Source organism: Staphylococcus caprae (genome assembly GCF_002902725.1).
GTDB lineage: Bacteria > Bacillota > Bacilli > Staphylococcales > Staphylococcaceae > Staphylococcus > Staphylococcus caprae.
In genome coordinates, this window is sequence record NZ_PPRT01000056.1 from 1 (window position 1) to 12,613 (window position 12,613).

Annotated in this window: 13 protein-coding genes and 1 riboswitch; of the genes, 10 read left to right on the top strand and 3 right to left on the bottom strand. The window is 33.3% G+C overall.

Annotation, left to right across the window (positions count from 1 at the left end; all coding sequences use genetic code 11):
- Nucleotides 1-123: 123 nt before the first annotated feature.
- The 5 genes from CD155_RS10185 (at nt 124) to CD155_RS10205 (ending at nt 5,319) form a co-directional block, all read left to right on the top strand.
- Complete coding sequence (locus CD155_RS10185; RefSeq protein WP_002445190.1) at nt 124-531, top strand: YflT domain-containing protein; 408 nt, start codon at nt 124-126, stop codon at nt 529-531.
- Between the two features lie 147 nt (nt 532-678).
- On the top strand, nt 679-1,347 hold the full coding sequence (locus tag CD155_RS10190) for a hypothetical protein (RefSeq protein WP_044466967.1): 669 nt from the start codon (nt 679-681) through the stop codon (nt 1,345-1,347).
- A 117-nt stretch (nt 1,348-1,464) separates the two neighbouring features.
- The gene (locus CD155_RS10195; RefSeq protein ID WP_103213259.1) at nt 1,465-2,319 is read left to right on the top strand and encodes a hypothetical protein; all 855 of its coding nucleotides are present in this window, start codon (nt 1,465-1,467) and stop codon (nt 2,317-2,319) included.
- 265 nt (nt 2,320-2,584) lie between these two features.
- A complete protein-coding gene (locus CD155_RS10200; RefSeq protein WP_002445184.1) occupies nt 2,585-3,973 on the top strand; it encodes an L-cystine transporter in 1,389 nt (462 codons plus the stop codon).
- A 278-nt stretch (nt 3,974-4,251) separates the two neighbouring features.
- Nucleotides 4,252-4,353, top strand: a riboswitch (TPP riboswitch).
- A gap of 54 nt (nt 4,354-4,407) precedes the next feature.
- A complete protein-coding gene (locus CD155_RS10205; protein ID WP_103213260.1) occupies nt 4,408-5,319 on the top strand; it encodes an ABC transporter substrate-binding protein in 912 nt (303 codons plus the stop codon).
- A 101-nt stretch (nt 5,320-5,420) separates the two neighbouring features.
- On the opposite strand, the gene nfsA is transcribed toward CD155_RS10205, so the two are convergent.
- The gene (gene nfsA / locus CD155_RS10210) at nt 5,421-6,176 is read right to left on the bottom strand and encodes an oxygen-insensitive NADPH nitroreductase (protein WP_172605860.1); all 756 of its coding nucleotides are present in this window, start codon (nt 6,174-6,176) and stop codon (nt 5,421-5,423) included.
- A 144-nt stretch (nt 6,177-6,320) separates the two neighbouring features.
- On the opposite strand from nfsA, the gene CD155_RS10215 reads away from it, so the two are divergent.
- The 5 genes from CD155_RS10215 to CD155_RS10235 all read left to right on the top strand — a co-directional run bounded on the left by CD155_RS10215 (nt 6,321) and on the right by CD155_RS10235 (nt 11,113).
- Nucleotides 6,321-7,100, top strand: coding sequence for a 2-keto-4-pentenoate hydratase (locus CD155_RS10215; protein ID WP_103213262.1), 780 nt, complete (start codon nt 6,321-6,323; stop codon nt 7,098-7,100).
- Nucleotides 7,101-7,548: 448 nt separating this feature from the next.
- Complete coding sequence (gene ahpC, locus CD155_RS10220) at nt 7,549-8,118, top strand: alkyl hydroperoxide reductase subunit C (RefSeq protein ID WP_002445177.1); 570 nt, start codon at nt 7,549-7,551, stop codon at nt 8,116-8,118.
- A 14-nt stretch (nt 8,119-8,132) separates the two neighbouring features.
- Nucleotides 8,133-9,656: an alkyl hydroperoxide reductase subunit F gene (gene ahpF, locus CD155_RS10225; RefSeq protein ID WP_002445176.1), complete on the top strand. Its 1,524-nt coding sequence runs from the start codon at nt 8,133-8,135 to the stop codon at nt 9,654-9,656.
- 279 nt (nt 9,657-9,935) lie between these two features.
- Nucleotides 9,936-10,562: an NDxxF motif lipoprotein gene (locus tag CD155_RS10230; RefSeq protein WP_037541790.1), complete on the top strand. Its 627-nt coding sequence runs from the start codon at nt 9,936-9,938 to the stop codon at nt 10,560-10,562.
- Nucleotides 10,563-10,720: 158 nt separating this feature from the next.
- Nucleotides 10,721-11,113, top strand: a complete 393-nt coding sequence (locus CD155_RS10235) for a YdeH family membrane protein (protein WP_103213263.1) — start codon at nt 10,721-10,723, stop codon at nt 11,111-11,113.
- A 104-nt stretch (nt 11,114-11,217) separates the two neighbouring features.
- Here CD155_RS10235 and CD155_RS10240 read toward each other — a convergent pair whose 3' ends face one another.
- Together CD155_RS10240 and CD155_RS10245 are read right to left on the bottom strand one after the other, a co-directional pair.
- Complete coding sequence (locus CD155_RS10240; RefSeq protein WP_103213264.1) at nt 11,218-11,796, bottom strand: histidine phosphatase family protein; 579 nt, start codon at nt 11,794-11,796, stop codon at nt 11,218-11,220.
- A 26-nt stretch (nt 11,797-11,822) separates the two neighbouring features.
- Complete coding sequence (locus CD155_RS10245) at nt 11,823-12,455, bottom strand: LysE family translocator (RefSeq protein ID WP_070830666.1); 633 nt, start codon at nt 12,453-12,455, stop codon at nt 11,823-11,825.
- Nucleotides 12,456-12,613: the final 158 nt, after the last annotated feature.

Below are 12,613 nucleotides of genomic sequence, written 5' to 3' on the forward strand. Positions count from 1 at the left end.
CAAATATAGATTCTTATTGGAAAATCAACATCAAAATTATATAATTATATATGTAAAAGTTTTATAAAAACGGACTAGGGTATAACTTTATAAAGCAAGTTTAATCATGAAGGGGCGATAATTATGGCAGATATTATTGTAGTTAACGACAAAAGTGAACTATACAATGTAATCAACCAAAAGAAAACAGAAGGCTATTTAGAAACTGAATTAGCTGTTATCAGTAAAAGTAAATTACATTTAGACGACCTACACAATTCTCAAATTTCAATGATAGCTACAAGCGGTTCATTTAGTGATCGTATGTCTCGTCTATTAACTGGAGAAGATGGTGAAGAAGCTGTTCTTTCACGTTACAACTTAACTGAAGAACAACTTGAAGAACACAAACAAGATATTTTAGATAATAAATTATTATTAGTAGCAAATCGTGACAATTCTTCCCATGACGAAGTTGAAGATCACAATGCAGCTTACAAAGAAATCGACATTACACATTATGCTGCTGAATCAAAGGGTCCTAAATCTTAATTGATTTTAGAGTTTCAATGATAGACACCATCATGTTTACGTAATGAAGCGTATGCATTGTGGTGTTTTTTTATTATGTGACACATTAGAAGTGATTATATAGTAGGATTATCCTATAATATAGTAAATATTAACGGGGGTAATGCTATGGAGTTTAAAGCAATTCAATCAGCCAATGATCCTTTATTTGAAAAAGCACTTGAACTATACGACGCGAAATTAGATATTGGTTTAGATGAAGATCGCAAAATCTTTAAACGTTCTTTAGAAAACAACAAAACGGAGAAAGATTACGCATTCGTAGTAGGCGTCGAAAATAATCAAGTTGTCAGCTTAGCGACTGCACATTATGAAGCAACCACGAATGCAGCATTCCTTATCTATTTAATAGCCAAAGACGGTCCTAATCACGATGAATTAATGACTTTAACTTTAAACGAAGTGGAACATCAATTAAATCATTTATCTCATGAAATACATGATAGAAATATCAATTTTATTATGTTAGAAGTTCCTAAAGAACCACATTATGTTGATGAACAAACTAACAAAATACTTGAACACCGTCGCCAATTTCTTTACGAAAATAACTTTGAGAAACAAGAAGAAATTGATTATATTCATCCGAATTACACATTTGATGAATCTCCTTTTAAAGTAGACCTATTTATAAAAGCAAATATTGAATTAACCAAAGATATTTACGGGACAAGTGTAAAATCTAATTATATTCTTAAGTATGTCTTCGCAAATGGCATTTCTCGAGATATTATTTATCCACTTTTAGAAGAAATGAATTTAAGAAAGCCTTTATAACAACACTTGAAATCACTATTAATTAGGGGTAAACTATCATATGAAGTAAGACTGACGTTTCACTGACCGTAGACAAACGTCGGTATACATAAACCAAATGATGAAGGGGCTTTTTCAATGTTAACCAAAGAATTTGCACAACGTGTCGAACTAAGTGAAAAACAAGTCCGTAAAATTGTACAACATTTAGAAGAACGTGGATATCAACTTAGTAAAACTGAATATCGCGGACGTGAGGCTACTGATTTTAAAGAAGAAGATATCGAACTATTTAGAGACATTGCTGATAAAGTAAAACAAACAAATAGTTACGACTTAGCATTTGATGAATTAGAAAAAGAGAAAGATTTCTTACAAGTGATCGTTAAAGATGAGGACAGTCAATTACCAACTGACCAGAACGTCGCTCAATTAGTTGAAGATTTACGTAGCGAAATCCAAAAAATGCGTGAAGAACGTCAAATGCTCGGTCAAATGATTAATCAAGTTCATCAACAACAGCAGGAGCTTAAAGAATTACAAACAGAAATTACTAGTAAAATTGATGCCAATACAGAATCTTTAAAATCAATCCAAACTTCTCAAGAAGCTATACAGTCATCACAAGAGAAACAAGCGAATGAAATTGCGAAGACAAATCATAAATCAAATGAATCAACACAATCGCTAAATAATAACAAATCAAGCGAAAGTAACTCAAACTCTCAGAGTGAACAAGAAAGTACTTCAGAAGCACCTAGCACTTCTGATTCAGATTCTCATTCCGAAAGTGCAGTAGCATCAACTAGCGAAACTACTTCAACTTCACAATCAAGTAGCCTTTCAACTCGTACATCGGAAACTTCAAACTCAACTTCTAATGATTCAACTTCTAACTCAAACATAACAGCAACAGAAGATCATTCTCAATCATCAAACAATCAACCTAAAGAAGAGAAAAAAGGGTTCTTCGCTCGTTTATTTAACTTATAATCAAGAAACAAACTTCTCAACACTTAATTGAGTATGTGTAAAATGCAACTACTCATTTAAGTGTTTTTTTATTTCTATTTTCCCTCCCTATATTTCATATACCCACGTGTACAAGCGTGCCTTCCATTAATTTTTACCGAGACAATATTTTGTTATTCCATTTCATAAAATCATTATAACTACCTTGAATTTGTTATTTTCTAGTAATATCCTTATTACATATGTCGGAATACTATATTTTATACAACAAAGGAGCGTTTACGATATGGAGGCACTTTTCACTATGATTAACGTAGTAGTGTTAATTATTTTCATTATTATGTTAAACATAATGGCTAGAAAGCATATTTCATTCCCTAAACGTGTATTTAGCGCTTTAGGTATTGGAATCGTTTTGGGGATAGCTTTACATCTTATCTTCGGAGCAGAATCAAAAGTATTAAAACAAACTTCAGATTGGTTTAGCATTATTGGGGACGGTTATGTTGCTTTACTACAAATGATTGTTATGCCACTAATTTTTGTATCTATTGTAGCAGCATTTAGTAAAATCCAAATTGGGGATAAATTTGCGAAAATCGGTACCTTTATTTTTATGTTTTTAATTGGAACCGTAGCAATTGCAGCCATTGTCGGCATTATTTATGCATTGATTTTCGGTCTAGACGCTTCATCAATCGATTTAGGAAGTGCTGAGCATTCACGTGGCTCAGAAATTAGTAAGCAAGCTAAAGATTTAACTGCTAATACATTGCCACAACAAATTCTTGAATTATTACCAAGCAATCCATTCTTAGACTTTACAGGTCAACGTACCACTTCAACTATCGCTGTTGTGATCTTCGCAACTTTCGTTGGTTTCGCATACTTACGTGTAGCGCGCAAACAGCCTGAACACGGTAATTTACTAAAACGTGGTATTGAAGCTGTATATGACATTGTGATGGCTATCGTCACTTTCGTTTTACGTTTAACGCCTTATGGCATCTTAGCAATTATGGCTTCTACACTTGCCACAAGTGACTTTGGAGCGATTTGGACTTTAGGAAAATTCCTACTCGCTTCTTATGCAGCATTAATTACGATGTATGTGATTCACTTAATCATTTTAAGTGTGTTGGGTATTAATCCAGTTAGATATGTTAAGAAAACGTTAGAAGTATTGATCTTTGCATTCACTTCTCGTTCAAGCGCAGGAGCTCTACCTTTAAATATTCAAACTCAAACGCAACGTTTAGGTGTTCCAGAAGGTATTGCTAACTTCTCTGCCACATTTGGATTATCAATTGGACAAAACGGTTGCGCTGGAATCTACCCAGCTATGCTAGCAATCATGGTCGCACCTGTCGCACATGTCCATATCGATTTCCAATTCATCATTACACTGATTGCTGTAGTGATTATTAGTTCATTTGGTGTCGCAGGTGTAGGTGGCGGTGCAACATTTGCATCAATTTTAGTATTATCTACATTAAACTTACCTGTCGCACTTGCAGGTGTACTTATTTCTATCGAGCCATTAATTGATATGGGACGTACCGCATTAAATGTGAATGATTCAATTTTAGCCGGAACAGGTACTGCACGCTTAACTAAAAATTGGGATAAAGACACATTTGAATCTAACCATTACGGAGAATTATCATCTAGTTAATTTTTATTAAAATGAATTTTAAACGAATAAGTATATGCTTTAATCATCTATCACAGACGTCACAAGCTTCTTATTTAAGGAGTTTGTGGCGTTTTTATTTAACTTTAGAAATAAGATTGGGTCATCAACTACTATACAACTATCTTTGTCCAGAAAATCAACGATTCAAATACTTCATTTTAAATTAATACTCCATTTAAACTGTTACGCTCTTCTTCGATTAATTCATCATTTATATACGCATTTTTATAACTATGCTATGTTAGAAGTTAGGTATAACAAATCACTAGGGGTGCATGTTGCATGCTGAGAGAAAGGTACCCTTTCAACCCTTGAACCTGTTGGTTAGTACCAGCGTAGGAAAGTGAAATATATTTTTTATTTCTTTCAAATTCACTTTTTTACGAAAATTTGTATGTTGGAGGAATTTTTTTATGGAAAAATTAGTAGTCGGTTTAGAGTGGTTCTTAAATCCTGATCATTTGCCTTTAATTTTAGGAATGGAAAAAGGTTGGTTTAGCGAGCAAAACTTAGAAATTGAAATGATTGAACCTGAACAACATTTTGATGCTTTAGAAGAAATTGAAAATGGTTCAATGGATATCGCGATTACTGAGCCTATCCATCTTGTTGAAGATAAAGCGATGAATGAAAATGTAGTTGGCTTCGCTCGATATCTACATACAAATGGCGGTGTGATGTACAACAAAGACAAAGGTATTCAATCACCTAAAGACTTAATTGGCAAACGTCTTCAATATCCGGGTGCTCCTGGATCAGGAGGTATAGCAATTTCTAAAACTATGATTGAAGCTGATGGAGGCATGTATAATGTAGGAGATATCGTCCCTATAAACAATAGCTTTTATCATACTGATGCATTGTTAAATGACAAGGCAGATGCAGCTACACTCATTTTTGAGAATTTCGAAATACTTGAAGCGAGAAATGCAGGATTGAATGTAGATTATTTTGCTTTAAAAGATTACAATGTCCCAGACTTTTGTCAATTAATTTTTATTACTACACCTGATAAGTTAGAAACAGACAACCAGAAACTCAAAAAGTTTATTAAAGTCATTCAAAAAGCTATACAATATATCAACAATAATTTAGAAGATGCCATCAATATATATGCAGATTACACCCAAACAGATATTAATAATAAATTAAATAAAGACACCATTGAAGCAACAGCTAAATGTTTTACTAATGATTTGTCTATGAGTTCAGACTTCTATAATGACTTACAATTATGGTTACAAAGTACAGGTAAAATCAAGCATACGATAGATGCAGAAAAATATTTTACAAACCAATTGTTATTCAGTAGATATACCAATTAATAAGCATAAGCTACAGAAAATAAGTTAAAAATCCTATAATTATAGCCTATAAATGAATTCGGGTTTGAAATTTCATTTATAGGCTTTTTTCTAATTATGAATTATTTTTTGATGAATCCAGCTTTATGCAATTGGTCTAACATATCTGGTCTTGTTTTACTACTTAAGAATTGCTCAATTTGTTCGGACCATGTTTCAGTACGCTCCCCATTTGTACGGTCCTTATAATAGTCACTTACAATTTGATCATACGCTTCTAATTCACGACGTTGTTTATCATTACTTGCGTCGTAGCTGTTTTTATGGAAAATATGTTCAAACGGTAATCTTGGTTTCGGCGCACCATTCTCATCCTCAGCAGGTTCACCTACTGCCATGCCAAATAGAGGGAAGGTATAGTCAGGTAAGTCTAAAATTTCACGTACACGCGCCACATCATTACGTAGAGAACCTAAATAAACGATGCCATATCCCATATCTTCAGCAGCTACAGCCATGTTTTCAGAAACAAGTGCGACATCTATAGCGCCGACTAGCAAGCCTTCTGCTGATGAAAAAGAAATACTCATATCTGATTCAGCGTTTTCATCTACAAGACTATGACGATAATAATCTAAAACAAATACAAATAAGTAACCATTATCTACAACATACGGTTGACCAGAAACTTCTTTCAAATCTTCTTTGATTTTAGGATCATCAATACCAATGATTGAATACGTTTGAAGATAGCTTGACGTTGATGCTGATTGACCAGCTTCCACTATCTTCTTCACTGCGTCATCGCTAAGCGGACTTTCTTTGAACTTTCTAACTGAATGATGCTTTCGCATTAAATCGTAAACATAATCTGACACAAAATTCACTCCTAATAAAATATATCTTCATCGTTGGATACCATTTTATACCCTAAATATGAAACTTTTAAATCTATTTGCACACACTTCGTTTAAAAGTTATCATAATAGTAGTAATTTTCAGATATTTTAAGGAGAGATATCATGACACAACCCAACAAAAATATTTCTAACGCCCTTTTTAAAGCATATAGAAGTAGAAGACCTATCGATTTCGTAAGCGAATCTTATCAAATTAGTGAAGAAGAAGCATATCTAAACCAAGATGATTTACTCGAACAATTAAAATTTAAAGACAATACCTACGTTGCTGGCTATAAGGTGAGTATGACGAGTAAGACAACACAAGCTATCGCCAATACAAATGAACCAGCATATGGAACAATTTTATCTAATAATATTTTAAAAAATGGTGACTCAGTATCACTTTCTTCATTATTTTCTCCATTATTAGAACCAGAAATTATGTTTATAGTGAAGGAAGACTTACCTTATGATGCTGACTTGCAAACTATTGTTTTAAATACTCAAATCGCTGCTGGTATTGAAATCCCAGATGCTAGATATAAGAATTGGTTCCCGAATTTCACGTTGGGCGATTTAATTTCTGACAACACTGCGACTGGTATGATTGTTGTAGGCGAAAGCGTAACCCCTCTTGATATAGATGCATTCGCAAATGTGGATTTAAATTTATACAAAGATGATGAATTAATTGCTACAGGATCTTCATCAGAAGTGTTAGGGAACCCTGTTCATGCAGTGCATTGGCTTATCAAAAAGTTACACTCACATGGTAAACAATTGAAAAAAGGGCAAATAATATCTTCTGGCACATTTATCTCACCACTTAAATTAGAATTTGGAACTTATCGAGCAGAATATAGTGGTATTGGTGCGGTTGACTTCACAGTTAGTAAATAATCAACAAGATAAACAGAGATTAATTCAGAATGAGTGAGACGACTCTGGATTAATCTCTGTTTTATTTATATAAACGGTCGTAAAAGAAAATTTATAGCTCAGATGTTATCATTAAGATATAGATGTAATAAAATTACACTCTATTATCAATAAAACATGTTTAGTTGAGAATGATATGTGCTATTTATAGTGTGAAAAGTCAAAATAAAAACTCAATATACCAGGTAATTTACCATTTCTATTTGAGATACGCTTAATATTGAATAACTTTCTTTTGACGCTATTTAAAGCTACTCTAATTTCATTTTCTCAATTAAAAAGTTTCTAAAGTTGACTATTTAAAGTCGAGATGTGATAATACTAATCAAGAGATTAGAATTATTATAAACAAACAATTATTGTTATGTAATTCTAGCTTATACTTAAAAATTTCAGGAGGTATTTACCTATGTCTTTAATTAACAAAGAAATCTTACCATTCACAGCGCAAGCTTATGATCCAAAAAATGATGAGTTTAAAGAAGTTTCACAAGAAGATTTTAAAGGTTCATGGAGCGTCGTATGCTTCTATCCTGCTGACTTCTCTTTCGTATGTCCTACAGAATTAGAAGATTTACAAAACCAATACGAAAAATTACAAGAGTTAGGTGTTAACGTATTCTCTGTATCAACTGATACTCACTTCGTACACAAAGCTTGGCACGATCATTCAGATGCAATCAGTAAAATTCAATATAAAATGATTGGCGACCCTTCTCAAACAATCACTCGTAACTTCGATGTATTAGATGAAGAAGCTGGTTTAGCTCAACGTGGTACATTCATCATCGACCCAGATGGTGTTGTTCAAGCAGCTGAAATCAACGCTGACGGTATCGGTCGTGACGCTAGTACATTAGTAAACAAAATCAAAGCAGCTCAATACGTACGTCAACATCCAGGTGAAGTTTGCCCAGCAAAATGGGAAGAAGGTTCTGAATCATTACAACCTGGTTTAGACTTAGTAGGTAAAATCTAAGGAGGCATTAAAACATGCTTAATGCTGATTTAAAGCAACAATTACAACAACTATTAGAGCTAATGGAAGGCGACGTTGAATTCGTCGCTAGCCTTGGCTCAGATGATAAATCAAAAGAACTTAAAGAGTTACTAGATGAAATTGCTGGGATGTCAGCTCGCATCACGGTAACTGAAAAGGATTTAAAACGTACACCAAGTTTCTCAGTAAACCGCCCAGGTGAAGAAACTGGCATCACGTTTGCAGGTATTCCTTTAGGTCACGAATTCAACTCTCTTGTATTAGCAATTTTACAAGTAAGTGGTCGTGCCCCTAAAGAAAAACAATCTGTTATTGACCAAATCAAAGGCCTCGAAGGTCCCTTCCATTTCGAAACTTTCGTTAGTTTAACTTGCCAAAAATGCCCTGACGTTGTTCAAGCATTAAACTTAATGAGTGTTATTAACCCTAATATTACTCATACAATGATTGATGGCGCAGTATTCCGCGAAGAATCTGAAGACATTATGGCAGTTCCAGCTGTCTTTTTAGATGGACAAGAATTTGGTAATGGTCGTATGACTATTCAAGATATCTTAACGAAATTAGGAAGCACACAAGATGCTTCTGAATTTAATGATAAAGACCCTTATGATGTACTCATCGTAGGCGGTGGCCCAGCAAGTGGTAGTGCTGCCATTTACACTGCTCGTAAAGGTTTAAGAACAGGCATCGTTGCTGATAGAATTGGTGGTCAAGTGAATGATACAGCTGGCATTGAAAACTTCATTACTGTTAAAGAAACAACAGGTTCAGAGTTCTCATCTAATCTTGCTGATCATATTTCACAATATGACATTGATACAATGACTGGTATTCGTGCCACTAATATCGAAAAGACAGACTCAGCAATCAAAGTCACTTTAGAGAATGATGCTGTATTAGAAAGTAAGACTGTGATTATCTCTACAGGTGCAAGTTGGCGTAAACTTAATATTCCTGGAGAAGATCGCCTTATCAATAAAGGTGTAGCATTCTGCCCTCACTGTGACGGCCCTCTATTTGAAAACAAAGACGTAGCAGTTATCGGCGGCGGTAACTCTGGTGTCGAAGCAGCTATTGATTTAGCTGGAATTGTTAAGCACGTAACATTATTTGAATATTCTTCTGAATTAAAAGCAGATAATGTTTTACAAGATCGTTTACGTTCATTGGAAAACGTCGACATCAAAACGAATGCTAGAACTACAGAAGTTATCGGCGAAGACCACGTAACTGGTATTAGTTATGAGGATTTAAATACTGGCGAAACACAAGTAGTCAACCTTGATGGAATCTTTGTTCAAATCGGCTTAGTCCCTAATACTGCATGGTTACAAGATGCAGTTGAGTTAAATGGACGTGGCGAAGTCGTTATCGATCGTGATAACGCTACAAGCCTTCCTGGTGTATTCGCAGCAGGAGACGTAACAGACCAGAAAAACAAACAAATCATCATTTCAATGGGCGCTGGCGCTAACGCAGCGTTGAACGCATTTGATTATATTATTAGAAATTAAGTTTTAAATATATACCTATCATAATATCTTCACATGGACAGAGTCTTAATCACTTAAGACTCTGTTTTTTTATACATTTATCACTCTTGGTGGTAGATACTTAAAAACGATATGCCAAATTATTATAAAACACAGCCACAAAGTAGCCATATCTCTCGTTCAAATGTAGTTCTAAAACGTTCAAATATTTTTTCATAAATGATATTCTATTACGTGTGTAATAACAATAAAATGTATATACTTAATATGAGTGATGTAAAAAAGGAGTTTCTCAATTCTATGAAAAAGAGAGTAATTGTGAGTTTATTATTAGCACTTTCATTAACACTTGCAGCCTGTTCCAATAATAGTGAAGATGATAATAACCAAAATGATCATAGTAGTGCACACGCACCTAAAAGCGCTAAAAACATTAAAGAAAAAGATATTTTCTCATCAAATAAAAAAGGACAAAATATTAGCGACTCTGAAATGAAAAGCGCTCTAAAAAAATACCTACAAGTTAACAACGACGTATTAGATAATAAATACGTGATGCAACACAAGTTGGATAAACAAAGTGATAGTAGTCCTAAAATAACAAAAGATCAAGCCAATAAACTAAGTGAGCTTTCTAATTTAGCTGTTAAAAATGACCTACACTTTAAAAAGTTCGTGAAAAACAACAAAATTCCTAAAGAATATAAAGATCCTACGCAACGAATTATCAATTATTTCAATGCGTTAAATAGTACAATCGCCAATGTTGATGAAGATATTGAGGAATTAAATTACCAACCTCAAAACACTATTAATGTTGTTGATGTTCCAACAAAATATGCGGGCGATGTGAATAAAAAACAACAAGATAAAATTAAAGACTTTCTTAAAAAGAAAGGTATCGACACAGAAGTATTCGATAAATAAGAAGTAAACAACACTAGCTTCTATTTGATGTTCATTGATGCATCAAATAGAAGTTTTTTTAATACTTTTGACAGCGCTATCAATTTACTTCACACTAAGAGTGACTAACTTCATTTACATAATTATAAACTTTTAAAAACTTAAATAGGAGTGACTTGATGAAGCTACGCGTAAGTTTTATAATCTTAGCAATCTTATCAACAGTGGCAATGGTTCTTGTTATGGCTAAATACCCTTCTGGCCCTAACACAATGAGTTACGATCACCCATGGGAAGTATGGTTAGCTGTACTTACTAACATCGCTATGGCTTTGCCGGCATTGATATTAGGATTTTTCAATAACTTAATTTGTAGAATCATATCAGCTATTCTTCAAATGTTTGCAGTAATGATGTATGGTCTTTTTATTATAGTGGCATTTGCAGCCGGAATTATCCCTGTAGGTCTTATGGCTCTCCTAACTGTGCTACTTATATTACTCAGCACATTTATGACACTTTTTATAGGTTATCCCAAGGCTCGACACTATGAGAGTGGCACAGAAATATAATTTAGCAAAATCAATTTCGTAGTTTCAGCCACATCCGGACGTCTTATTTCATTAAAAAAAGTGAATGGATGCAAGTTACATTAACTACTCCATTCACTTTCTTTTTATTTCTCAATTAAGTAAGGATGACAATTATCAATATTTAATTCTAAAGCTTCTTCTTTAGTGAGTTGCCCCAAATAAACAAATATACATCTTATTACAACTTGATGAGCGATAATCACTATATTGTCACTATCCTTATGAATTTCACTTTCAAAGAAACGCGCAATACGTTCATGTACATCCTGATAGCTTTCTCCATTAGGTGCCTTCTGTATAAAACTATGTCTAAAATCCTTAAACTCCGGATCGTTGAAATATCTCTCATATTCCTTATCTTCGCTGATGTCTTGTTTATTTTTCCCTTCGAAAACACCTAACGAACGTTCTCTTAATGATTTTGTGAATGTCGTAGGAATATTATAAGGAAATATCCTTTCATATGTTTGTTGGGTTCTAAGTAAATCTGAAACATATACATGTTCTATCTTTTTATCAGCAAAATAACTTACTAAATCTTGGGCACTTTGCATTCCTTTTTCAGTTAAAGGAACATCTAATTGACCACAAAAATATGGGTTCCCATGTTGATTATCATAATTTGATTGGGATTCCCCATGCCTTACAAGAAAAATATTCATATTTAATACTCCTTACTTAAGTACGATTAACTACTTTTACTTAATAATAAATTGATAGATAGGCCAATCAATACGAATCCAACGATATAGTCAAAAACTGCTTTAAATTTAGGCTTACTAAATAATAATTTAATATATTGAAATATAAATACACAGAATAAGAACCATAAACATGTTACAAGCACTACTGATAAAGATAGTAATGCTACTTCTGATTTCACTTCAATTCCGCCTTGTGAGAGAAATTGAGGCAAAATACTTACATAAAATAGTATCGCTTTAGGATTGAGACTTGTACTCAGAAATCCTTGTCTATAAGATGTTAAATAACTTACATTACGTACATCCATCAATGCTTCTTTACTAAAATTCACTGAACTGTGTGCACTTCTAATACTTTGAATACCTAAATAAATAAGATAACAAGCACCTAATATCTTAATAATTAAAAATACGTAATATAAACTTGTCAATATGTATATAATGCCAAAAATCGCTAAAGAAGAATATAGAATATGCCCAGTTGTAATTCCAAATGCTGACATGAAGCCATTCATTTTACTGGAATTAATAGTATTCTTCATCACAATTATAAAATCTGGCCCTGGAACAATAATAATAAGTAATGTGATAATAATAAATGTAAATAAACCTTCCATACGCAACCTCCTAGATGTCATTTTATATTCCATTATCACATACAATTAGCTATTATGTAAGACCTTCCTCAGACTTCCCTCAAGTAGATACTTAGATTTATTGTTTAAAATATCCATAAACAACTCATCGTTTAAAGGCGTTATAATTGAAAATAGAT

Excerpts from the sequence above, each read along its gene's own strand:
- CD155_RS10230 (WP_037541790.1), top strand. The coding sequence starts at position 9,936 with ATGAAAAAGAGAGTAATTGTGAGTTTATTATTAGCACTTTCATTAACA.
- CD155_RS10205 (WP_103213260.1), top strand. The coding sequence starts at position 4,408 with ATGGAAAAATTAGTAGTCGGTTTAGAGTGGTTCTTAAATCCTGATCAT.
- CD155_RS10245 (WP_070830666.1), bottom strand. The coding sequence starts at position 12,455 with ATGGAAGGTTTATTTACATTTATTATTATCACATTACTTATTATTATT.
- CD155_RS10240 (WP_103213264.1), bottom strand. The coding sequence starts at position 11,796 with ATGAATATTTTTCTTGTAAGGCATGGGGAATCCCAATCAAATTATGAT.
- CD155_RS10185 (WP_002445190.1), top strand. The coding sequence starts at position 124 with ATGGCAGATATTATTGTAGTTAACGACAAAAGTGAACTATACAATGTA.
- CD155_RS10195 (WP_103213259.1), top strand. The coding sequence starts at position 1,465 with ATGTTAACCAAAGAATTTGCACAACGTGTCGAACTAAGTGAAAAACAA.
- CD155_RS10215 (WP_103213262.1), top strand. The coding sequence starts at position 6,321 with ATGACACAACCCAACAAAAATATTTCTAACGCCCTTTTTAAAGCATAT.
- ahpC (WP_002445177.1), top strand. The coding sequence starts at position 7,549 with ATGTCTTTAATTAACAAAGAAATCTTACCATTCACAGCGCAAGCTTAT.
- ahpF (WP_002445176.1), top strand. The coding sequence starts at position 8,133 with ATGCTTAATGCTGATTTAAAGCAACAATTACAACAACTATTAGAGCTA.
- CD155_RS10235 (WP_103213263.1), top strand. The coding sequence starts at position 10,721 with ATGAAGCTACGCGTAAGTTTTATAATCTTAGCAATCTTATCAACAGTG.
- CD155_RS10190 (WP_044466967.1), top strand. The coding sequence starts at position 679 with ATGGAGTTTAAAGCAATTCAATCAGCCAATGATCCTTTATTTGAAAAA.
- CD155_RS10200 (WP_002445184.1), top strand. The coding sequence starts at position 2,585 with ATGGAGGCACTTTTCACTATGATTAACGTAGTAGTGTTAATTATTTTC.